This is a genomic window from Azotobacter tropicalis (genome assembly GCF_059739045.1).
Genome location: NZ_AP046059.1, coordinates 4,504,591 through 4,528,795, shown reverse-complemented (window position 1 = coordinate 4,528,795; position 24,205 = coordinate 4,504,591). Strand labels below are relative to the sequence as shown.

16 protein-coding genes and 1 pseudogene are annotated in these 24,205 nt (G+C 59.4%); 10 read left to right on the top strand and 7 right to left on the bottom strand.

Translation table 11 applies throughout. The features are described 5' to 3' along the window. The first annotated feature begins 73 nt into the window (after window positions 1–73). Both Atro_RS21460 and Atro_RS21455 read left to right on the top strand, forming a co-directional pair. Window positions 74–1,009 (top strand): AEC family transporter, encoded by a 936-nt coding sequence (locus Atro_RS21460; RefSeq protein WP_497925649.1) that lies wholly within the window; start codon window positions 74–76, stop codon window positions 1,007–1,009. Between the two features lie 105 nt (window positions 1,010–1,114). After that, window positions 1,115–1,648, top strand: a complete 534-nt coding sequence (locus Atro_RS21455; RefSeq protein WP_497925647.1) for an Hsp20/alpha crystallin family protein — start codon at window positions 1,115–1,117, stop codon at window positions 1,646–1,648. 18 nt (window positions 1,649–1,666) lie between these two features. Here the strand turns inward: Atro_RS21455 and Atro_RS21450 are convergent, their stop codons facing one another. Beyond that, entirely contained in the window at window positions 1,667–2,572 is a 906-nt protein-coding gene (locus Atro_RS21450; protein ID WP_497925645.1) for a pseudouridine synthase, read from the bottom strand. 176 nt (window positions 2,573–2,748) lie between these two features. Between Atro_RS21450 and Atro_RS21445 the strand changes: the two genes are divergently transcribed. Together Atro_RS21445 and Atro_RS21440 are read left to right on the top strand one after the other, a co-directional pair. Beyond that, complete coding sequence (locus tag Atro_RS21445) at window positions 2,749–4,758, top strand: alkaline phosphatase D family protein (protein ID WP_497925644.1); 2,010 nt, start codon at window positions 2,749–2,751, stop codon at window positions 4,756–4,758. A gap of 365 nt (window positions 4,759–5,123) precedes the next feature. Next, entirely contained in the window at window positions 5,124–5,990 is an 867-nt protein-coding gene (locus tag Atro_RS21440; RefSeq protein WP_497925643.1) for an isocitrate lyase/PEP mutase family protein, read from the top strand. Window positions 5,991–6,053: 63 nt separating this feature from the next. Here Atro_RS21440 and Atro_RS21435 read toward each other — a convergent pair. The 4 genes and pseudogenes from Atro_RS21435 to Atro_RS21420 form a co-directional block, all read right to left on the bottom strand. Beyond that, window positions 6,054–7,177: pseudogene (locus Atro_RS21435) on the bottom strand (mechanosensitive ion channel family protein). Window positions 7,178–7,318: 141 nt separating this feature from the next. Then, a complete protein-coding gene (locus Atro_RS21430) occupies window positions 7,319–7,441 on the bottom strand; it encodes a hypothetical protein (RefSeq protein ID WP_497925641.1) in 123 nt (40 codons plus the stop codon). 255 nt (window positions 7,442–7,696) lie between these two features. Beyond that, entirely contained in the window at window positions 7,697–7,948 is a 252-nt protein-coding gene (locus Atro_RS21425; RefSeq protein ID WP_497927726.1) for a transposase, read from the bottom strand. Window positions 7,949–9,730: 1,782 nt separating this feature from the next. Then, on the bottom strand, window positions 9,731–13,321 hold the full coding sequence (locus Atro_RS21420; RefSeq protein WP_497925639.1) for a hypothetical protein: 3,591 nt from the start codon (window positions 13,319–13,321) through the stop codon (window positions 9,731–9,733). A 122-nt stretch (window positions 13,322–13,443) separates the two neighbouring features. Between Atro_RS21420 and Atro_RS21415 the strand changes: the two genes are divergently transcribed. From Atro_RS21415 to tnpB, 6 genes are all read left to right on the top strand, one after another. Then, the gene (locus Atro_RS21415; RefSeq protein ID WP_089167784.1) at window positions 13,444–13,698 is read left to right on the top strand and encodes a hypothetical protein; all 255 of its coding nucleotides are present in this window, start codon (window positions 13,444–13,446) and stop codon (window positions 13,696–13,698) included. Between the two features lie 57 nt (window positions 13,699–13,755). After that, a complete protein-coding gene (locus Atro_RS21410) occupies window positions 13,756–15,870 on the top strand; it encodes a peptidase domain-containing ABC transporter (protein ID WP_497925637.1) in 2,115 nt (704 codons plus the stop codon). 2 nt (window positions 15,871–15,872) lie between these two features. Next, the gene (locus Atro_RS21405) at window positions 15,873–17,213 is read left to right on the top strand and encodes an HlyD family type I secretion periplasmic adaptor subunit (RefSeq protein ID WP_497925636.1); all 1,341 of its coding nucleotides are present in this window, start codon (window positions 15,873–15,875) and stop codon (window positions 17,211–17,213) included. Further along, complete coding sequence (locus Atro_RS21400; RefSeq protein WP_497925634.1) at window positions 17,210–18,457, top strand: S8 family peptidase; 1,248 nt, start codon at window positions 17,210–17,212, stop codon at window positions 18,455–18,457. The genes Atro_RS21405 and Atro_RS21400 overlap by 4 nt, the downstream gene beginning before the upstream one ends. Before the next feature lie 70 nt (window positions 18,458–18,527). Next, window positions 18,528–19,838, top strand: coding sequence for a TolC family outer membrane protein (locus Atro_RS21395; protein ID WP_497925633.1), 1,311 nt, complete (start codon window positions 18,528–18,530; stop codon window positions 19,836–19,838). Window positions 19,839–20,080: 242 nt separating this feature from the next. After that, entirely contained in the window at window positions 20,081–20,218 is a 138-nt protein-coding gene (gene tnpB, locus Atro_RS21390) for an IS66 family insertion sequence element accessory protein TnpB (RefSeq protein ID WP_497925631.1), read from the top strand. 160 nt (window positions 20,219–20,378) lie between these two features. On the opposite strand, the gene gltX is transcribed toward tnpB, so the two are convergent. Both gltX and uvrB read right to left on the bottom strand, forming a co-directional pair. Further along, window positions 20,379–21,860, bottom strand: coding sequence for a glutamate--tRNA ligase (gltX, locus tag Atro_RS21385; protein WP_497925629.1), 1,482 nt, complete (start codon window positions 21,858–21,860; stop codon window positions 20,379–20,381). A gap of 111 nt (window positions 21,861–21,971) precedes the next feature. Continuing rightward, window positions 21,972–23,981: an excinuclease ABC subunit UvrB gene (gene uvrB, locus Atro_RS21380; RefSeq protein WP_497925627.1), complete on the bottom strand. Its 2,010-nt coding sequence runs from the start codon at window positions 23,979–23,981 to the stop codon at window positions 21,972–21,974. Window positions 23,982–24,205 lie beyond the last annotated feature (224 nt).

The window sequence follows — 24,205 nt, the reverse complement described above, 5'->3', positions numbered from 1 at the left end:
CTTGAACCGGCCCGTACACTCTGCGAGCGCCTCCCCCGCTTTCCCCTGGCCCCTCCCACCAAGGTAGTCCGCCGTGCTGCAGATCCTCTCCATCACCATGCCCATCTTCATCCTGATCGGACTGGGCTTCTTCGCCGTCCGCTTCGCTGTGATCAGCCGCGAACAGATCCGTGGCCTGGGCAGCTTCGTCATCACCTTCGCCCTGCCGGCGCTGGTGCTCAAGGCGTTGTCGAACAACGCCTTCCAGGAGGTGATGAACTGGCAATACATGCTGGCCTACACCCTGGGCTCCCTGACGGTCTACCTGCTCGGCCTGCTGTTTGCCCTCAGGGTGCGCCGCGAGCCCCTGACCAGCAGCGCCATCACCGCGCTGGGCATGGCCGTGTCCAACAGCGGCTTCGTCGGCTACCCCATCGTCGCCATGCTGCTCGGCCCGGCGGCAGCCATCGGCCTGGCGCTGAACATGCTGGTGGAGAACCTGCTGATCGTCCCGCTCAGCCTGATCCTCGCCGAGGCCGGCCGGCAGCAGGGCTCCACCGCCAAGGTGCTGGGCGAGACGGCCAGGCGCCTGGCCCGGACGCCGCTGATCCTCGCCATGCTGACCGGCCTGCTGCTGTCCCTGCTGGAGGCACGCCTGCCGGCGATTCCGGGCAAGGTGGTGGAAATGCTCGCCGCGGCCTCGGCGCCGGTGGCGCTGTTCGTGATCGGCGGCTCGCTCTACGGCCTGAAGCTGAACGGGCTGTTCGCCGAGCTGCGGATGATCGCCGTGGGCAAGCTGATCCTTCATCCGCTGGCGGTGTTCCTGCTCTTCTCGCTGCTGCCGGACGTGGACCCGGTGCTGATGGTGGCCGGGGTGATGTTCGCCAGCTCGCCCATGCTGAGCATCTACCCGATCTTCGGCCAGCGCTTCGGCGTCGAGGGCCGTTGCGCCGCCGCCCTGCTGTTCGCCACGCTGATGTCCTTCTTCAGCATCAGCCTGCTGATCGGCGTCATGAAGCCGCACCTGTAGCGGCGCGACAGGGGCTGCGCGTCGCAGGCGGCGAGCGCGCCCCGGGGACTGGCCTAAGCTTTGGCCTATCCATTGCGGATACTCGTCATTCAGGAGGGATTGGCAATGATCGGCAGCGACAAACAGGAACACTTGGGCCACGCGCAGGGCGGCAGGCATTTTCTGGAACACTGGCACCCGCTGGATCGCCTGCGCCGGCAGGTCGATCACCTGTTCTCCGATTTCGGCCGCAAGGCCCAGCGCAGCCCCTTCGGCCGCGGCCTGTTCGAGAGCGAGCCGTCGTGGCCGCAGGAGCCGTTCGGCCAGGGCATGCCGGCGGTGGACATCCACGACGGGGGCGAGGCCTACGAGATTTCCGCCGAACTGCCCGGCATGGACGAGAAGGACATCGAGATCAAGCTGTCCAGCGGCTGCCTGAGCATCAGGGGGCAGAAGAAGGAGGAGCACGAAGACAGGAAGAAGGGCGTCTACATCGCCGAGCGCCACTACGGCGCCTTCCAGCGCAGCTTCGTCCTGCCCACGGAAGTCGATGCCGAGCGCATCGAGGCACGCTTCGACAAGGGCGTGCTGACCCTGAGCCTGCCGAAGAAGGCCAAAGCGCTGCGCGCCGAGAAGACCATCCCGATCAAGGCCGGCTGAGCGGCCCTGCGGGCGGACTCAGCGGCAGGCCTCGAAGCTCAGCGCAAGATGGCTGTCGAAGCGCCGCTCCTGCCCGCACAGGGGATCGACGAAGCTCAGGCTCTGCGCCAGCAGCTGCAGTGGCCGCGCATGGTCGTCGATCTCCCGCCGGGAACGCTCGAGCAGGTGCGGATAGAGCGGATCGTTGCAGATCCCCGCGCCCAGCGCGGCCATGTGCACGCGCAGCTGGTGGGTCTTGCCGGTGACCGGATGCAGCACGTAGCGCCACAAGTCTCCCGCACGCTCGCCGAGCTCGACGCGGGTTTCGCTGTTCGGCTCGCCCTCGGCCTCGCGCATCAGGAAGAACGGCTCGCCCTTGACCAGCCGGGTTTGGCGCAGCAGCGGGAAGCTCAGCCCGGGCAAGGCCGGGGCGATGGCCGAATAGACCTTGCGGATCCGCCGCTCGCGGAACAGCGCCTGGTAGCGCCCGCGACTCGCCGGGTTGCAGGAAAACAGCACCAGACCGGCGGTAAGCCGGTCGATGCGGTGCAGCGGCACCAGGTCGGGGTTGCCGAGGCGACGCACCAGGCGCGCCAGCAGGGTCTGCTCGACGTACTCGCCGACCGGAGCGACCGGCAGGAAGTGCGGCTTGTCCGCCACCAGCAGGTGCTCGTCCACATGCAGCACCTCCTCGGCGAAGGGAATCGGCGTTTCCGCCGCCACCTCGCGGAAATAATGCACGCGCAGCGCCTCGCGGTAGGGATGTTCGGGGCCCAGGACGTTGCCCTCGCCGTCCAGCACCCGGCCACGATTCATGCGCTCCAGCCAGACCTCGCGGCCGATCGCCGGAAAGTGCGCGCACAGGCAGTCCAGCACGGTGCGCCAGTCGCCGCGCGGCAGGTGCAGGACGCTGGGGCGGAGGCTGGCGGCAGAAGCATGGGACATGGCGAAAAGACTCCGGCGGCGGGAGCGCATTAGGCCCCAGCAAGGGTCTGCCGTCAAAGGCCCCGTGGGTGCCATAATGCCTGGCTTCGCCATCTGCGCCGAGCGCAGCACCGACCATGAACCACACGCACGGGAGCGAGGGAGCGCCCCATGCTGCACGGATCGACACGCCAGACATGCCGACAGACCTCCCGCCCGACACATCCCCCCTGCCTCCGGTCATCGCCGGTCCGCTGCTGCGCCGGCTGAGCCCGGAGCGCCTGATCCTCTGGCTGGTCGGTTCGCGGCCGCTGCAGCTGTCGCTGCAACTGATCTTCACCGGATCGCAGGGCCCGCAGCAGCGCCTCATCGCACTCGACACGGCGCACTGCAACCACCTGCGCGTCGGCACCCACGCCTGGCTGCACCTGATCGACGTGCCGCTGGCCCGGCCGCTGCCCATGGACATCCCGATCGAATACGACCTGCTGCTGGAGGAGAACGGCCGGCAGCGCGGCATCGCCGACTGGGCGCCGCACCTCTTGCACGAGGGCGCGCAGCGGCCGGACTTCGTGCTCAAGTCGCGTCTCGACAACCTGCTGCACGGCTCCTGCCGCAAGCCGCATTTTCCCTGCGAGGACGGCCTGGCCAAAGTCGACAGCCTGCTCGCCGGCCTGCGCGAGCGGCCGCAGGCACGCCCGGCGCTCTTGATGCTGAGCGGCGACCAGATCTACGCGGACGACGTCGCCGGCCCCATGCTGGTGGCCATCCATGCGCTGATCCGTCGCCTCGGCCTCTACGGCGAACGGCTCGAGGGCGCGCTGGTCGCCGACAGCGACGAGCTCTACGTCCATCCGCTGACCTATTACCGGCGCGAAGGCCTGCTGCCCGCCTTCAAGTCCACCGAGGCCTTGCGCGAGCGTTTCTTCGGCGGCGTGGAAAAGCCGGTCTTCACCACCGCCAACGCCCACAACCACCTGGTCACCCTCGCCGAAGTGCTGGCGATGTACCTGCTGGCCTGGTCGCCGGTACCCTGGACGCTGATCCGCCCCGAACCGCCGGCACTGGACGCCGGCCTCGCCGAGCGTTACGCCGGCGAACAGGAAGCCCTCGACGCCTTCCGCACCCAGCTGCCGCAGGCCGCCCGTGCTCTGGCCCATCTGCCGTGCCTGATGATCTTCGACGACCACGACGTCACCGACGACTGGAACCTGTCCGCGCGCTGGGAGGAAACTGCCTACGGCCATCCCTTTTCCCGGCGCATCATCGGCAACGCGCTGGTCGCCTATGCCCTGTGCCAGGGCTGGGGCAACAATCCGGATGTCTTTCGCGAGATCCTGCAAAAGATCGAGGCGCTGACCGCGGACCCCGACGGCTGCCTCGACGGCGGGGTCCAGGACGGGCTGATCGACGAGCTGCTGAAATTCCAGAACTGGCATTACCAGTTGCCGACCACACCCACCCTGATCGTGCTCGACACCCGCACCCGCCGCTGGCGCAGCGAGAGCCACCTGAGCCGGCCCTCCGGGCTGATGGACTGGGAAGCCCTCTGCGAGCTGCAGCAGGAGCTGCTCGACGAGCAGGCCGCGGTGATCGTTTCGCCGGCGCCGGTTTTCGGCGTCAAGCTGATCGAGGCCGTGCAGCGCCTGTTCACCTTGGCCGGCCACCCGCTGCTGGTCGATGCGGAGAACTGGATGGCCCACCGCGGTGCGGCGCAGGTGATCCTCAACATCTTCCGCCACTCGCGCACCCCCGGTAACTATGTGATCCTTTCCGGCGACGTGCACTATTCCTTCGCCTACGACGTGCAGATCCGCCATCGCGCCGGCGGACCGCGCATCTGGCAGATCACCAGCAGCGGCATCAAGAACCAGTTCCCCGCCGGCCTGCTGACCTGCTTCGACCGCCTCAACCGCTGGCTCTACGCGCCCTGGTCGCCGCTCAACTGGCTGACCAAGCGGCGCCGGATGGAGGTGATGCCGCGCATTCCCCACCGCGGCCGGCGCGGCGAGCGCCTGTGGAACGGCGCCGGCATCGGCCAGGTGCTGCTCGATGCCCTGGGCCGGCCCCGCGCCATCCTCCAGCACAATGCCGACGACTCGGCAGCGACCCGCTTCGTCCGTCCGGCCGAGCTGCGCCAGGCCCCCGTGCCCGTCGAGGCCGGCGAGCTGGAGAGCCCCCGGCTGCGCCGCGGCAAGCTGGGATAAGACGCTCCCATCGCCGGAAAGGCTGCAGGCGAATGGCTAGCAAAGTAGCCAAAAAGGCTCGTCTTAAGGCGAAACAAGCTGTACTTTAGTCAAACCCCCGGTCCTTCGGCGACGTACTGAAGGGATCGGGGCGGGCCTGCCTGAGCGGAGCAAATCCGCCTGGCAGCAGAACAACAATTAGGCACGCCGGCTACGGCACGGCGCGTCCCAGGCCATCGGAAGCAGTAATCCGCGTGGTCCCTTGCGCATCCGCTGCGACATTAAAAACCAAAAAGGCCAGGCACCCCGGCTGATCGCCAGGGGGAGACCGGAGCCATTCAGAAAAAAAACGACTACCCCATACCGCCTTTCAGGAGTTTTTTTCTATGACCATTGCTTCCCAGCATGATTTAAGACGCCAATTTCGAGCGTTGCTGGAATCCAGGGCCTGCTACGATGCCGCCTCGGTGTTCGATCCGATGTCGGCGCGCATCGCCGGCGACCTGAAGTTCGAGGTCGGCATTCTCGGCGGCTCGGTCGCCGCCCTGCAGGTGCTCGCCGCCCCCGACTATGCGCTGATCACCCTCAGCGAGTTCGTCGAGCAGGCCACCCGCATCGGCCGCGTGGCCAGCCTGCCGATCATCGCCGACGCCGATCACGGCTACGGCAACGCGATCAACGCCATGCGCACCGTGGCCGAACTGGAACGCGCCGGCGTCGCCGCGCTGACCCTGGAGGACACCCTGCTGCCGCCCAAGTACGGGCACAAGACCACCGACCTGATCCCGCTGGACGAGGCCGTTGGCAAGATCCGCGCCGCCCTGGAGGCGCGCATCGACCCGCAGCTGAGCATCATCGCCCGCACCAACGCCGAGCAGCTCACCGTCGAGGAGACCATCGAGCGCGCCAAGGCCTACCAGGCCGCCGGCGCGGACGGCATCTGCATGATCGGCATCAAGGACTTCGAGCATCTGGAAGCCATCACCCGGCACCTGCCGGACACCCCGCTGATGCTGATCACCTACGGCAATCCGAAACTGCGCGACATGGCGCGTCTGGCCGAGAACGGCGTGCGCATCGTGGTGAACGGGCATGCCGCCTACTTCGCCGCGATCAAGGCCACCTACGACTGCCTGCGCGAACAGCGCGGCGTCGGCCCCTCCGACCTGAGCGCCAAGGAGCTGTGCACCAAGTACTCGACCCTGGATGAATATCGCATCTGGGCGCGCGAGTTCATGAACGTCCAGGAGTAAGCCTCCACCGGGCCTGTCCCGTGGCTCCGCCAGGACGCCACGGGCCGGCCCTCTTCTACGGCCTCATTGCTGCTGCCCTCTGCCGTCCCTCTGGACGACACCGTTGTTGGCGGCAGGCTTGCCCGAGGGCAGGCCGCTGACGGTGACCTGCGGCAGGACGCCGCCAATGAGCTCGATGCTGCGCGTGGAAAGGCGAACTGCACCTGCAGCTCGCGCAGGCCCTGCAGCAGCCCCAGGTTGATCTCCTGCTGGATGTCCATGTAGCGGTTGTAGTCCGCGCTGAGCACGATGTAGACCACCTCGAAGGTCAGCTGGCTTTCATCGAAGGCCAGAAAATGCGCCCGGTCGAAACGGGTACCCTCGATCCCCTGGATGATCCGCCGGACCAGCGCCGCGACCTCGCGCACCCTCTCCACCGGCGTGTTGTAGGCGATGCCGAACTTGAACACGATCCGCCGGGTGTCCATGCGCTTGTAGTTGTGCAGGGTCTTGGTCAGCATGTCGGAGTTGGCGCAGACGATCTGTTCGCCGCTCAGGCTACGGATGCGGGTGGTCTTCATGCCGATCTGCTCGATGGTCCCGGCCACCTCGCCGAACACCACGAAATCGCCGATCTCGAAGGGCTTGTCCATGCCGATCGACAGCGAGGCGAGGACATCGCTGAGCACCGTCTGCACCGCCAGGGCGATGGCGATGCCGCCGATCCCCAGGCTGGCGACCATGGCAGTGATGTTCACCCCGAGATTGGCAAGGATCGACAGCAGCATCATCGCCCAGATCAGGCTACGGAAGAGGATGCCGATGATCGCCGTGGTCACCGGATTGCGCGCCCTGCCGTTGCGGGCCAGGCTGCTCATCCACAGGCGGATGCCGGTGTCGAGCCACAGCGCCAGCTGGAAGGCCAGGGCGATGAACCAGCCGTGGGACAGCATGTCCTCCCAGCGCGGCGACAGCTCCACCACCTTCAGACCAATGAGCAGCGAGAAGGCGAAGACCAGCAGCCGGCTGGTATGCGCGAGCATTTCCGCGATGAAGCCGTAGAACTGCCCGTGCGCCGCCAGCGCCCGCATCCGGCGGCTGACGATGCCGAGAATGCCGCGCAGCAGCCAGTAGCTGGCCAGGGTCACGGCCAGCAGCAGGGCGAGACTCGTCCAGAGGTTTTCGTTCAGCATTGCTTGCCAGTCCAGGTCCTGCCAATTCAGCTCCGTCCAATTCATTGCGTGGCGTCCTCCGAGCAAGGCAATCAGAGAGAAAAAGGCACAAGTCTTTTTTTCGGTGACCGCTGACCCGAGAAGTTCCCCTCCGTCTGCCTACCATCTGTTGACGTATCAGCGTAACCACAGCAGAGCAGCCGCAAAGGCCAGCATTCCCTTGAAATGGCTGACCTTCTTCTCATGACGCGTAGCAATCCGACGGTAGTACTTCAACTTGCCGAACAGGCACTCGATCACGTGCCGCTCCTTGTAGAGATGTCAATCACAGGGATGTTGAGCGATGCGGTTGCGCTTGGCTGGAATGACGGCCTGGATCTGGTGCTCCTCTAGCCATGCGAGAAGTCGGTTGGCGCCATAGCCCTTGTCCGCCAGCACTGCCGACGTAGCGATCCCGCCATGAGAGAGATTGCCTGGGTGATATCGGCCGCCTGGCCCGACGTCAGGATAAAACGAATCGGCAACCCCAACGCATCGGTCAGCACATGGATCTTGCTACCAAAGCCCTCTCGTGAACGCCCCAGCGCTTCCTGGGCGGCTGCTGTTGGCCGTCCCAGCTGCACAGGCTTGGGCGCGAACGATGGAACTGTCGATACAGATGTGCTGAAGGTCGGCGTTCCGGATCAATACCGGGTGAAGCCGGTCCCAGACGCCGAGTCGACACCCATGGGCAGAACGTTTGAAAACACTGCTCCATGAGCCGAAGCAACGAGGCAGCATCCGCCATTGAGCGCCGGTAGTATCCAGAGCACCGCCTCGACAAAGCGGCGACAGCCGAGGGGGCTAGTCAGCCGAATGCCCTTCGTGGTGCCCAGCAGGCTTTGGATACGGGACCCGTCGGTATTGCTCAGGCGGCTTCTGTCAGTCATGGCAAGAGCCGCAGTTTCAACGATGGGCTTACGTCAACGGAACCTAAAAAAATTAAAAGAATAAGTTTATTCCCTTTACTCCATCTTGCTTAGAGCTACTTAAAGTCAAAAGCCCTTTATCGCAGAAGCCAATCAGCTATTGCGTGAGACCTACTATCACCACGCCTTGCTAACAGAGTGCAGAAGCAAGCCAAAAAACGTGATGAAATCCACATATCACTCCAGCCTCAACGAAATGCAGAAACCAAGACGCAATGCAATAGTCTCTCATCAGAAATGGTATCATATTGACACCATGAGGCTACTCGATAAATAATAAACATATTTAAAAAATTTATGCGTAAACGCCTTCGATTCTGAACAGCCATGCTCGCTGCCCCATCTGCGCGAGCAAAAAAAGCTATTCGATCCCTCCAGCACTTTTCCTGATGGAGGAAAAGCTTTTCAGAATTTTGCTTGTTTACGCCCCAGAGGATAGGTAGGCGCCGACCCTATTAAGTCGGTTTACATTGACGTAAGTAACATAAAAGGTAGTACCAATGAGTGACTTGTATTATTTTACCTATTATTACGAAAACGGCGATAGCTATTCCGGCTATGGCTTTTCCAATACCAATGAATATTATAACGGTGAATATTGGTATAGCTACAACGAAACCGGCAACTACGGCTACTATTACGTAACCAATGTCTATGCTGGCTTTGATGACTCTTTGACAGGTCTTGTCCGCGTTTACAATTATTATGACAGTGAATCCGGCCAGACCTCATATGCAGTCGACGCCTATAGTTATTACGGACTGGGATACGAAAACGGTTATGTCTATGGCTTGACCGGCGGATATGACTACTTCGGCTACGGCTACTACGAGGCCGACGTCGCCAGCACCGCCGGCAGCCAGCTGTTCTACTTCACCTATGTCTACGGCAACGGCGACAGCTACTCGGGCTACGGCTACGACGACACCGGCACCTACTATGCCGGCCAGTACTGGTACAGCTACAACGAGACCGGCAACTACGGCTACTACTACATCGATGCCGTCTACGACGGTTACGGCAGCTCGTACTACGACGAGTACGTCTCGGTCTACAGCTACTACGACAGCGAGTCCGGCCAGTACCTGAGCAGCACCTACGCCGAATCCTGGTCCGGCCTGGGCAGCGAGTACGGCTACGGCTACAACTCCAGCTACAGCAGCTACGACTACTTCGGCTACGGCTACTACGAGGCCGACGTCGCCAGCACCGCCGGCAGCCAGCTGTTCTACTTCACCTACGTCTACGGCAACGGCGACAGCTACTCGGGCTACGGCTACGACGACACCGGCACCTACTACGCCGGCCAGTACTGGTACAGCTACAACGAGACCGGCAACTACGGCTACTACTACATCGATGCCGTCTACGACGGTTACGGCAGCTCGTACTACGACGAGTACGTCTCGGTCTACAGCTACTACGACAGCGAGTCCGGCCAGTACCTGAGCAGCACCTACGCCGAATCCTGGTCCGGCCTGGGCAGCGAGTACGGCTACGGCTACAACTCCAGCTACAGCAGCTACGACTACTTCGGCTACGGCTACTACGAGGCCGACGTCGCCAGCACCGCCGGCAGCCAGCTGTTCTACTTCACCTACGTCTACGGCAACGGCGACAGCTACTCGGCTACGGCTACGACGACACCGGCACCTACTACGCCGGCCAGTACTGGTACAGCTACAACGAGACCGGCAACTACGGCTACTACTACATCGATGCCGTCTACGACGGTTACGGCAGCTCGTACTACGATGAGTACGTCTCGGTCTACAGCTACTACGACAGCGAGTCCGGCCAGTACCTGAGCAGCACCTACGCCGAATCCTGGTCCGGCCTGGGCAGCGAGTACGGCTACGGCTACAACTCCAGCTACAGCAGCTACGACTACTTCGGCTACGGCTACTACGAGGCCGACGTCGCCAGCACCGCCGGCGACCAGCTGTTCTACTTCACCTACGTCTACGGCAACGGCGACAGCTACTCGGGCTACGGCTACGACGACACCGGCACCTACTACGCCGGCCAGTACTGGTACAGCTACAACGAGACCGGCAACTACGGCTACTACTACATCGATGCCGTCTACGACGGTTACGGCAGCTCGTACTACGACGAGTACGTCTCGGTCTACAGCTACTACGACAGCGAGTCCGGCCAGTACCTGAGCAGCACCTACGCCGAATCCTGGTCCGGCCTGGGCAGCGAGTACGGCTACGGCTACAACTCCAGCTACAGCAGCTACGACTACTTCGGCTACGGCTACTACGAGGCCGACGTCGCCAGCACCGCCGGCAGCCAGCTGTTCTACTTCACCTATGTCTACGGCAACGGCGACAGCTACTCGGGCTACGGCTACGACGACACCGGCACCTACTACGCCGGCCAGTACTGGTACAGCTACAACGAGACCGGCAACTACGGCTACTACTACATCGATGCCGTCTACGACGGTTACGGCAGCTCGTACTACGACGAGTACGTCTCGGTCTACAGCTACTACGACAGCGAGTCCGGCCAGTACCTGAGCAGCACCTACGCCGAATCCTGGTCCGGCCTGGGCAGCGAGTACGGCTACGGCTACAACTCCAGCTACAGCAGCTACGACTACTTCGGCTACGGCTACTACGAGGCCGACGTCGCCAGCACCGCCGGCAGCCAGCTGTTCTACTTCACCTATGTCTACGGCAACGGCGACAGCTACTCGGGCTACGGCTACGACGACACCGGCACCTACTACGCCGGCCAGTACTGGTACAGCTACAACGAGACCGGCAACTACGGCTACTACTACATCGATGCCGTCTACGACGGTTACGGCAGCTCGTACTACGACGAGTACGTCTCGGTCTACAGCTACTACGACAGCGAGTCCGGCCAGTACCTGAGCAGCACCTACGCCGAATCCTGGTCCGGCCTGGGCAGCGAGTACGGCTACGGCTACAACTCCAGCTACAGCAGCTACGACTACTTCGGCTACGGCTACTACGAGGCCGACGTCGCCAGCACCGCCGGCAGCCAGCTGTTCTACTTCACCTATGTCTACGGCAACGGCGACAGCTACTCGGGCTACGGCTACGACGACACCGGCACCTACTACGCCGGCCAGTACTGGTACAGCTACAACGAGACCGGCAACTACGGCTACTACTACATCGATGCCGTCTACGACGGTTACGGCAGCTCGTACTACGACGAGTACGTCTCGGTCTACAGCTACTACGACAGCGAGTCCGGCCAGTACCTGAGCAGCACCTACGCCGAATCCTGGTCCGGCCTGGGCAGCGAGTACGGCTACGGCTACAACTCCAGCTACAGCAGCTACGACTACTTCGGCTACGGCTACTACGAGGCCGACGTCGCCAGCACCGCCGGCAGCCAGCTGTTCTACTTCACCTATGTCTACGGCAACGGCGACAGCTACTCGGGCTACGGCTACGACGACACCGGCACCTACTACGCCGGCCAGTACTGGTACAGCTACAACGAGACCGGCAACTACGGCTACTACTACATCGATGCCGTCTACGACGGTTACGGCAGCTCGTACTACGACGAGTACGTCTCGGTCTACAGCTACTACGACAGCGAGTCCGGCCAGTACCTGAGCAGCACCTACGCCGAATCCTGGTCCGGCCTGGGCAGCGAGTACGGCTACGGCTACAACTCCAGCTACAGCAGCTACGACTACTTCGGCTACGGCTACTACGAGGCCGACGTCGCCAGCACCGCCGGCAGCCAGCTGTTCTACTTCACCTATGTCTACGGCAACGGCGACAGCTACTCGGGCTACGGCTACGACGACACCGGCACCTACTATGCCGGCCAGTACTGGTACAGCTACAACGAGACCGGCAACTACGGCTACTACTACATCGATGCCGTCTACGACGGTTACGGCAGCTCGTACTACGACGAGTACGTCTCGGTCTACAGCTACTACGACAGCGAGTCCGGCCAGTACCTGAGCAGCACCTACGCCGAATCCTGGTCCGGCCTGGGCAGCGAGTACGGCTACGGCTACAACTCCAGCTACAGCAGCTACGACTACTTCGGCTACGGCTACTACGAGGCCGACGTCGCCAGCACCGCCGGCAGCCAGCTGTTCTACTTCACCTATGTCTACGGCAACGGCGACAGCTACTCGGGCTACGGCTACGACGACACCGGCACCTACTACGCCGGCCAGTACTGGTACAGCTACAACGAGACCGGCAACTACGGCTACTACTACATCGATGCCGTCTACGACGGTTACGGCAGCTCGTACTACGACGAGTACGTCTCGGTCTACAGCTACTACGACAGCGAGTCCGGCCAGTACCTGAGCAGCACCTACGCCGAATCCTGGTCCGGCCTGGGCAGCGAGTACGGCTACGGCTACAACTCCAGCTACAGCAGCTACGACTACTTCGGCTACGGCTACTACGAGGCCGACGTCGCCAGCACCGCCGGCGACCAGCTGTTCTACTTCACCTACGTCTACGGCAACGGCGACAGCTACTCGGGCTACGGCTACGACGACACCGGCACCTACTACGCCGGCCAGTACTGGTACACCTACAACGAGACCGGCAACTACGGCTACTACTACATCGATGCCGTCTACGACGGTTACGGCAGCTCGTACTACGACGAGTACGTCTCGGTCTACAGCTACTACGACAGCGAGTCCGGCCAGTACCTGAGCAGCACCTACGCCGAATCCTGGTCCGGCCTGGGCAGCGAGTACGGCTACGGCTACAACTCCAGCTACAGCAGCTACGACTACTTCGGCTACGGCTACTACGAGGCCGACGTCGCCAGCACCGCCGGCGACCAGCTGTTCTACTTCACCTACGTCTACGGCAACGGCGACAGCTACTCGGGCTACGGCTTCGACGACACCGGCACCTACTACGCCGGCCAGTACTGGTACACCTACAACGAGACCGGCAACTACGGCTACTACTACATCGACGCCGTCTATGACGGTTATGCCGAATATGGCTATTCCAGCTATGACGAGTATGTCAGCGTCTACAACTACTATGACAGCGAGTCCGGCCAGTACCTGAGCAGCGTCTATGGCGAGTCCTGGTCCGGCCTGGGCAACGAGTATGGCTACGGCTACAACTCTAGCTATACCGACTTTGACGACTTTGGTTATGGATACTATGAGGCGGATGTTTCCAACGCATAAATAGAAAATTACTACACGGCAGCAGGTCACTCATGGATGCAGCTCCATGAGTGACCATCGAAGCTGTCTACTAAATAAATAATCCAGCATGACCGATCGGATTGTGCTGGAGTACTTAATCGCTGGTTATTTCAGACATGAAGGATAAATCGATGGAACATCTTTTTGTTGATGCTGTAAGTGAAGTTTCAGTCGGAGCAGGTGTCGTCAGGATTGTATTTGGCGTTCAACGCAAGGCCTCGAAGGATGCCAAGCCAGAACTGACACAAACGCTTTCCCTGAACATTCCGATTGAAGGCTTTGCAAACAGCATGCCCTCCCTGCAGGGCTTGATTGACAAACTGCTCAAGGACGGAGTTCTGAAAACCCGGGATGCCAAGCAACTGGGTTCTCCAAACTTCAACTGATTGACCTGAAATTTTCTGGGGGCCAGGGCCCCCTTTTTTTACGCAGGAACTCAAGGGTTGACAGACAATAAATCTTTGCAAGACTGTTTGGCCTTTATTTTCCCTACCAAAGGCTTTGATAAACAGTTGGTTAATGATTTGTCCTCTGCAGTAATAGCAGTGGATAGTGTGCAATCTTTTTCTGCCGATGGACTGAGTGCATCCCTCGACAACATGGAGCTCGGAAAACTTTCCGAACTCATCAGCTCAGGCGAAAAGGCTCTTGCCCAACTGGCAAATGGCAACTGGGTAGTCCCACTTGGCTTCGAATATGAAAACGGAGAAATTGCTCACGTCGATCTTTTTGATCCACTGGCAAGAGACGGGAGTATAAATGTAACAAAAAACCAATTCATGTCACAATGGACAGGCCTTGGGATTCTGCTACACGAAGCGCAATCGATAGAAAATAATGCCAAACACTCCACACATACGTTTAGCGATCTCGCAAGGGCGTTTCGGGAATATCAGCACTTACTGAGTCCCGTATTATTTTCCGGCTTTATGGTCAGCCTGCTATCGCTGGCAAGTCCATTCTTCTTCATGCTGATTCTTGACAAGGTGGTCTCATACCGTGCCTGGTCTACCTTAACTGCACTAGTAGTTGGCGCGATATTTCTGATCGCCTTTGAAGGCACCTTTGAGTACATCAGAACAGTTTTCATGAACAGGATGACGAAGTTCGTCGGCAGAGATGCATCTGCCGCGACATTTAGTCATACCACAGCGATTCCCTCCGAGATATATGAAAGTCGCTCCATCGGAGCATGGATACATGACAATAGGCAATCCGAAAAATTAGTAAGGCTGCTTCGCCATATATCCATTGCTTCGGTTGAATATATATTCGCCTTTATATTTCTTGCAGTATTACTGTGGATAAACTGGATTTTGACATGTGTTGCCATAGCAACGTGCCTGCTCCAGATTGGGTTCGCTTTTTATTGCGGCGAAAAAGTCGATAAAAAAGGCAAAGAAAGTCAGGACCACCTAGAAAGAAAAGAGTCCCTTCTCATCGAGAGCCTGACGCATCTTCATGCCATAAAAATGCTTGGCCTCATGGGAAACAGGACCACAGAGTACTGTGAAAGCATTACGTGCGCAGAAAACGCTCGCCAGGCAAAGGATGACAGTGAAGCATTCGTTCGCTCAGGAACCGCCTTCATCGAACGATCGGGAAACGTCCTGATGCTCGCCGTCGGAGCAGCAATGGTTATGCAGTCGAGCCTGACGGTGGGAGCCTTGGTTGCGTGCAATATCCTGATGCGCCGCCTTACTGGCCCTCTAGCCAAACTCCCCATGTTCCTGCGGGATCTGCAGGAACTCAAGAACATACAAAAACGTTGGCAAGACATTTCCCGCAATGTTCCAGTTGCTCCGATGAACAACCAGGAAAAGCTGAGAAAGAAAATCACAGGCGCACTGGAGTTCAAAAAAGTATTTTTCCGCTATGGCCGCGACTCCAGATTCCAACTGATGATTGATGCGAAATTTCCGAGAGGCGAGACCATTGCAGTAGTAGGAAAGTCAGGAGCAGGAAAAACAACCCTGACGAATCTCATGCTGGGCCTGAACTCACCACAAGTTGGCTTGATCTGCATGGACGGCAGCGACCTGCGCGAACTGAACCTTGAGTATATGCGTCAGCAAATAGGAATCGTAACGCACGAAACAGGCCTATTCAGAGGAAGCGTTCAAGCCAATATCGCATCCTGGGATAAGAAGATCACGCTTGACCGCATCCAGAATGCTGCCCGCATGGCCTGTATTCATGATGCCATTCAAGCGCTTCCGCGAGGATACGATACGATTATCGGCGATGATGGTGCAAGTCTGTCATCCGGCCAAAAAAGCCGATTGGCATTGGCAAGAGCGCTTGTTCGAGACCCTGCGCTCCTGATACTTGATGAGGTAACTGGCGATCTTGATCCTTCAACGGAGCATATGCTCGTTTCCAATATCATTAATGCCAGACGTGGAAGGACAACTATCTTTCTTACTCACCGAGAATTTGTTGCAAACCAGGCAGATATTGTTTACTTCCTCGATGACGGCAGAGTGATTGCCTCTGGAAAACATGAACGCCTAACAATTGACAATGTTGCCTATCGTGCCTTATGGGGGCGGCATTAAATATGGACAAGCAGGCGAGCGACAGCCACATCAGCATGGTTGAGAAAAATCCAAGATCATTTCTGCTCTATACCTTTGGCGCCCTTGTCCTCGGCGGAATACTCTTTGTCTCAATGATCGAGGTTGACCGAGTCATTTCCGGACGCGGGAAAACAGTTCTGCAAGAGCCGAGAATAGTGCTTCGCACTTCGACAAAATCCCTGATAAAACAGATTCATGTCAGTGTTGGCGATCGAGTGGCAAAAGGTGCTGCGGTATTAACCTTAGACCCAACCGTCTCTGAATCGGAACTCAATAAGTTTTTGGAGAAAGTCGACAGCTACCAGGAGGAAATTAGACGCCTGGATGCTGTCTTGAAGGGTGAAAATCCACCCGCAGAAGTGTCTAAAAGCAACAGCCCGCATGCCGACATGCTTGCTGCAGAACTGCGCGAGTTCAAGTACAAGGTAGAAAAATATCGTGAGCAAGAAGCCGGTCTGCGTGAAAAGGTCGTGGAACTCTCCTCTCGACTACCGATGCTTAAAGAGCAACTGGAAATCGCCTCCAACATAGAAAAAATGTGGGACGATCTGGTCAATAAAGAGAACTACGGCTCCCGTCTCAATTGGCACAAGGCGTCTCAAGACCGGATCAAAGCACAAACACAGCACTCCGAAACCAGCGGAGAATTGATGAAAACACGCTATGAGCTGAAGAAGATTATAGCCGAGAGAGAAGGATACGCAGAAGAATGGCGTGTCAAGAAAATGGATAGCCGTATTCAGGCAGAAAGAAACTTGCGCGAAGCCCGACAAGAAGCAGCCAAGGCGAGCTTTGAAAATTCGTCGGTCGTGCTTGTTGCCCCCGAAGATGCCATAGTTGTGGAGATGTCGGATACAGCCGTTGGCACAATGGTCAGCCCAACTGACGTACTAATGAAGCTGATTCCTGCCAAAACTCCCAGCCTTGTGGATGTGCGCGTTGCAGCCACAGACATTTCCTTTATCTCATCCGGCATGCCGGTCGATATAAAGCTGGACAGTGCCCCCTTTCAAAAGCATGGCTTTCTGCATGGCCGGCTTGACTCGATAACTTATGACTCGTTTGACAAGGACTCAGAGTCCAGCAAAGGCAACAACAAGGATATCGAGAGCAATGTGTCCAGTGTATCGACTGAGACCGAGCAATTCTATCTTGCTCGAATAGAAATTACCGACAATGCACTGAAAAACCTGCCTGAAGCATTTCGCCTAATGCCCGGCATGAGCGTGGAGGCAGATATCAAGGTTGGCCAGCGCCGACTGGTTGAATACTTGCTGTTTCCGGTCATGCGTGTCGTGAACGAGGGAATGCGAGAGCCATGACCGGTCAAAAAGCTATGTGCCGTACCAGCCTCCTGTTAATGACTACCTATTTAACTACAGCAGTGGCAGTGGCTGCAGAAAATGGGCACGCACATTTCCTGAAGTCAGTATCGGCCAAATGCATGCAATCGGAACCGCTCGGAGAGGAGCTTTCTAAAGGCGTACTTCGCTTGGGAGGAGGACACTCGATTGGCTATGTAAGCCTCCAGCAGGGAAATGGCGATCTGATCAGAATGTACGAGCGAGATATCCGCTCGGGTGCCCGACTATACGAGCTCTATACAAAAACGGAAAGGGGAGTTAGAGCAGCGGTATCTGCCAAGTTCGATAACAACTGTCTGGCAATGGAAGGTCGTGAGATCGAATATGATGCTTTTGGCAAGGCCGAAAGAATCCACTGGTTAGGAAGAGGACTCAACAGGACAGGCTATCGCGAAGAGCTAAACCCACCAGTACCCGACTCTGCGAGCCATTCTGGCGTCAAAGTCGCTCTTGTAGATTCCGGTGTAAACTATCTCCTTCCAGAGATTACTCGAGCGCTGGCAAGAGACGCTCAAGGCAATATCCTGGGATATGACTTCAGGGAAATGGATGATCGTCCATATGATGTGGACCCAATCAAGAGAGGGCCGTTTGATCCTTTGCGCCATGGCACATCAGTGGCAAGCGTCTTACTGGAAAATGGCAAGGAAACGATAAGCCTTGTGCCATATAGCTTCCCAGGAGTTGACCCTAGAAGATTCCAGCTACTGATACAGGACTTGCGGAGCAAAGGCATCAAGATCGTCAATATGTCCATAGGGAGCAGCGACCCCCGAGCCAAGGCGCCATGGACGATAATATCCCGAGCGATCGAAACCGCTCCAGAAATCTTATTCGTAATAGCTGCCGGAAATGAGGGCAAAAATATTGATGCAACACCTCATTACCCTGCCTCGTTCAGGCTACCCAATGTTTTGATTGTTGGAGCAGTGAATGAAACAGGCAACGTGTCCACCAAGAGCAACTACGGGACCAATGTTGATGTTGCAGCCAAAGCCGACCCCGTGCTCGGGCGAGACTTCATGTGGAACAGCAAAATGCTGCACGGCACAAGCTTTGCCGCACCCAAGATTTCAGCCCTCGCCGCAAAAATCCTGCAGGCAGAGCCCAAACTGACTGCAACCCAACTGAAGAGCAGGATTTGCTCTCTAGCAAAGCCCCTCCCAGAGAAAAATAAAATTGCCTGTGGATATTTCGATTGAGCGAGGATGTGTGGCCAGGTATCTACTAGGACTGCTCGCAGTTGGCTTGACATGGATGCCCGAGCTTGGGATGGCAATGGATGTTTATGACGTTTATCAAAAGTCCTTGGAAAAGGAATCCAAGTATCAAGAAGCCATTCAAACATATTTATCCAAGCGCGAAGCGAAAGACCAGGGGTTCGCAGGCCTGCTTCCCCGAGTCGAGCTTAGAGGATCGTATGAAAAAGTTTACCAAAAAAAGAAAGTCGACTCGCAGGCCTCAGAAAGCTCTGCCGACTATTATCAGGAGCATTATGAAGTAAAACTGCTACAGCCTCTGTTCGACGCCGAAAAAATGGCGCTCTTCCGCAAGGGAAAACGGGAAGCCCTGCAGGCGGAGATTGAGTTGGAACTTGCACGGCAAGAACTACGACTGCGAGTAGTCGAGGCCTTTTTTGAGGCTCTCTATGCTCAGGACAGTCTGAGGGCTTATGAAGCGCAGAAAAAGGCCACTTTCGAATTCATGGATCAGGCGAAGAAAAGCTTCGAAATCGGCACAGTCACTGCCAATGATGTTTATGACGCAGAGTCCAGATATGAACTGGTTTCTGTAAAAGTCATGCAGGCTGAAATCGATCTTGAACTGAAGCGCAAGGCCTTGGAGGTCCTGACTGGAGATCCGGTGGATTTTATTCAACCCCTGCGGAGCACTATCAAGCTTCTACCCCCACAACCAGCCACCCTGAAAACCTGGCTGGACCAAGCCGCCACCTCCAACCTTGAGGTGCAAATTCAGAATTTTTCGACGGAGATCGCCTCGGCCGAGCTTGACTACAATAAAGCAGGTCATTACCCGCGATTGGAGTTCACTGCCAGCGCCAACTTGGACGACCAGTCCGGCACTATGTCCAGCTTTGAGGAGACAGGCCCGGGACAGCGTACAAACGACTCTTATGTTGGGTTGTTGCTGACAGTACCCATATTCGAAGGTGGCTATGTCCAGTCCAAGGTACGAGAAGCGAAGCATACACAGGCTGCCTCGCATCAGAAGCTGGATGATGTCAGGAAAGAATCCATCGAAAAGGCACGGGAAGGCTTCATAAACACCGTGGTTGGCGCAAAAAAAATCGAGACTCTCTATTCGGCAGTTACATCCAGTCAAGAGTCCTTGCGGGCCAGCAAGCTTGGCTATGGTGTTGGCGTACGAACCGCCGTGGACGTTCTCAACGCGCAAGAGCAGCTATCTTCATCTCTCAGAGAGCGCGCCAAGACAATTTATGATTCGATTATTTTTTCTCTGAAACTGAAAGCATCGGTAGGCACCCTCAGCGATGAGGACATAATGCAACTCCGGGCCTATACCGACTACTCAAACGCTCCAGTAAACAACACCGGCTTTTAAAAAATACAAAACAATCGTTCGCTACTGTTCGAAACCAATGGTTGGTGGCGGCATTCTTTGAAAAATTCGCCACGCATAGACAACCGAAAGCGCCCCATAAACCCGCCTGTCAACGGCCGAGCCGGTCGTTTACAGGGGCGCCGTTGGAGTGAAAGCGCGAAATCGCTCCATAAACCTCATCTTCAACCGAGGTAAAGGCCCGCCGATGCTCTGCTCCCGATTTCTTTCTGGAGCCAGCCATCATGATGCGACCCGACGCCAAGGTCGAAAAACTTTACCTGTACCCCAAGCCCGTCGACTTCCGTAAATCCATCGACGGCCTCGCCGCCCTGGTCGAGCTGGACATCCAGGTGGCGGTGTTCGGTACCGAGCCCTCCTGAACGAATCGGAAAGGACATACCTGCTGCATGGAGGAAGGAGTGGAAGCGGCGCTACCGCAACAACCTCGGCATCCGGGTAACTGGCAGTTCACTACCCCGGATGCCCGGATCAAGCTGCCTCGGCTTTATCCGTCCATTGAGCGTTGAGGTGACACTAGCTTTAGGCGATCTCGCCCAGCAGCTTCTCCCACTCCTTGTTCTCTTTCTTCGACACGCCGCCGAGCAGCTCGATGGCCTGGCGCAGGCGGAAGCGGGTCAGGTCGGCGCCGAGGATCTCCATGGCGTCGAGCACCGACACCGAGCTGGCCTGGCCGGTGATCGCCGGGAAGATCAGCGGCATGGCGTCGCGCAGCTTGTAGCCGAGGTGCTCGCTGGTCTTCTGGATGATCGCGGTGATGTTGTCCTTGTTCCACTGGCGCAGGGCTTCCAGCTTCCAGAGGATCAGTTGCAGCAGTTGGCGGACCTGGTTGGGCGAAAGCCTCTTGTGCTCGAACAGCCTGGCGTCCAGCGGCACGCCGCCGGCGAAGAAGAAGCCGGCCAGCGGGGCGATTTGGCTGAAGGTCTCCACCCGGCCCTGCACGTGCGGAGCGATCTGCATCAGGTATTCGGGGTTGAACGCCCACTTCTGCACTTCGACGGCGAAGGCCTCGACCGGCAGCTCGCGCAGCCACTGGCCGTTCAGCCAGGAAAGCTTCTCCATGTCGAAGATCGGCCCGCCGAGGGACACGCGCTGGATGTCGAAGTGCTCAATCATCTCCGCCAGGGTGAACTTCTCGCGCTCGTCGGGCATCGACCAGCCCATGCGGCCCAGGTAGTTGAGCATCGCCTCGGGCAAAAAGCCCATGCGCTGGTAGAAGGTGATCGAGGTGGGGTTCTTGCGCTTGGACAGCTTGCTCTTGTCCGGATTGCGCAGCAGCGGCATGTACACCAGCTTGGGCTGCTCCCAGCCGAAGTACTCGTAGAGCTTGATCAGCTTGGGCGCCGAGGGCAGCCACTCCTCGCCGCGCAGCACGTGGGTGATGCCCATCAGGTGGTCGTCGACCACGTTGGCGAGGAAGTAGGTGGGCAGGCCGTCGGCCTTCATCAGCACCTGCATGTCCATGCGGTCCCAAGGGATCTCCACGTCGCCGCGCAGCAGGTCCGGCACCGTGCAGACGCCTTCGCTCGGCACTTTCATGCGCACTACGTGGGACTCGCCGGCGGCAATGCGGCGCTGCGCCTCTTCCGGCGCCAGGTGCATGCAGTGGCCGTCGTAGCGCGGGGTTTCCTTGTTGGCCATCTGCTGCGCACGCACCTCGTCGAGCCGCTCGGCGCTGCAGAAACAGGGGAAGGCGTGGCCCTTGGCGACCAGTTCGTCCGAGTACTTCTTGTAGATCGCGCCGCGCTCGCTCTGCCGATACGGGCCGTGCGGACCGCCGACGTCCGGGCCCTCGTCCCATTCGATGCCCAGCCAGCGCAGGGCATCGTAGATCTGCTGCTCCGACTCGCGGGTCGAGCGCAGCTGGTCGGTATCCTCGATGCGCAGGATGAACTGGCCGCCGTGCTGACGGGCGAAGCACAGGTTGAACAGGGCGATGTAGGCGGTGCCGACGTGCGGATCGCCGGTGGGCGACGGCGCGATGCGGGTACGGACGGTAGTCATGCAGGCTCCCGGACAGAGGGACGAACAGAAGGATGAAGGGCGCGAATGTTAGCAGGGGCGAAGCCGGGGGCTCCAGCCGGGCACATGGCCGAGCGCTGGAGCCTTCCTGCATCAGACCTGCAGCAGCTTTTCGCGCAGCGCCTGGATCTCGTCACGCAGCTGCGCCGCAGCCTCGAACTCCAGATCGCGGGCCAGGGCGTACATCTTCTCCTCGAGCTGGCGGATGCGCTTGTTGATCTCGCTCGGCGAACGCAGCTCGGCGGCATACTGGCCGCTCTCCTCCGCGGCCCTGGCCACGCGCTTGCGGCTACGCGCACCAGGCACCACGGCGCCTTCGAGGATGTCCTGGATGTCCTTCTTGACGCCTCTGGGCACGATACCGCGGGCCTCGTTGAAGGCGATCTGCTTGGCCCGGCGCCGCTCGGTCTCGTCGATGGCGCGCTGCATCGAGCCGGTGATGTTGTCGGCATAGAGGATCGCCTTGCCGTTGAGGTTGCGCGCGGCGCGGCCGATGGTCTGGATCAGCGAGCGTTCGCTGCGCAGGAAGCCCTCCTTGTCGGCATCGAGGATCGCCACCAGCGACACCTCGGGCATGTCCAGGCCCTCGCGCAGCAGGTTGATGCCCACCAGCACGTCGAAGGCGCCGCTGCGCAGGTCGCGGATGATCTCCACCCGTTCGACGGTGTCGATGTCCGAGTGCAGGTAGCGCACCCGCACGTCGTGGTCGCCCAGGTAGTCGGTGAGGTCCTCGGCCATGCGCTTGGTCAGGGTGGTGACCAGCACGCGCTCCTCGGCGGCGACGCGCTTGCGGATCTCCGAGAGCAGGTCGTCCACCTGGGTGGTGGCCGGACGCACTTCCAGCTGGGGATCGACCAGCCCGGTGGGCCGCACCACCTGCTCGATGGTCCGCCCGGCGTGCTCGGCCTCGTAGGGGCCGGGGGTCGCCGAGACGAAGATGGTCTGCGGGCTGATGCGTTCCCACTCGTCGAAGCGCATCGGCCGGTTGTCCAGCGCCGAGGGCAGGCGGAAGCCGTACTCCACCAGGGTCTCCTTGCGCGAGCGGTCGCCCTTGTACATGGCGCCGACCTGCGGGACGGTGACGTGGGACTCGTCGATCACCATCAGTGCGTTGTCCGGCAGGTAGTCGTAGAGGGTCGGCGGCGCCTCGCCCGGGGCACGCCCGGAGAGGTAGCGGGAGTAGTTCTCGATGCCGTTGCAGTAGCCCAGTTCGAGGATCATCTCCAGGTCGAAGCGGGTGCGCTGCTCCAGGCGCTGCGCCTCGACCAACTTGCCGTGCTCGCGCAGGTACTCCAGACGGTCCTTGAGTTCGGCCTTGATCTGCTCCACCGCCTCCAGCAGCGTCTCGCGCGGGGTGACGTAGTGGCTCTTGGGATAGAAGGTGAAGCGCGGCAGCTTGCGGATCACCTCGCCGGTCAAGGGGTCGAAGGCGGCCAGGCTCTCCACCTCGTCGTCGAACAGCTCGATGCGGATCGCTTCCAGCTCGGATTCGGCCGGGTAGATGTCGATCACGTCGCCGCGCACGCGGAAGGTGGCGCGGGCGAAGTCCATGTCGTTGCGGGTGTACTGCAGATCGGCCAGGCGGCGCAGCAGGACGCGCTGGTCGAGTTTGTCGCCGCGGTCGATGTGCAGCACCATCTTCAGGTAGCTGGCCGGATCGCCCAGGCCGTAGATCGACGAGACGGTGGCAACGATGATTGCATCCGGCCGCTCCAGCAGTGCCTTGGTCGCCGACAGGCGCATCTGCTCGATGTGGTCGTTGATCGAGGCGTCCTTCTCGATGTAGGTGTCGGAAGACGGCACGTAGGCTTCCGGCTGGTAGTAGTCGTAATAGGAAACGAAGTACTCCACCGCGTTGTGCGGGAAGAAGCTCTTGAACTCGCCGTAGAGCTGCGCCGCCAGGGTCTTGTTGGGCGCCAGCACCAGGGCCGGGCGCTGCACCTTGGCGATCACGTTGGCGATGCTGAAGGTCTTGCCGGAGCCGGTCACCCCCAGCAGGGTCTGGTGCGACAGGCCGGCCTCCAGGCCCTCGACCATCTGGCGGATCGCCTCGGGCTGATCGCCGGCGGGCTGGAAACGGGTCACCAGCTGGAATTCGGACATGGAAAACCTCTCTCGGCGTTGCGGGCGAACGGTACCGCCGAGGGGATCGGCACGAACCCCGGCGGCAGCTCCGCCTTCGACAAATGGTTGACAGAAAACTCTTGACAGCATATCGCAGGCGGCAGACATGGCCGCTATACTAGCGCCCCGATTCTGCACTCCCCTGCGCGCACCGCCGCCCCTCCCCGGTCGACGGCACTTTGCCCTGCGTGGGGGTTGTAACC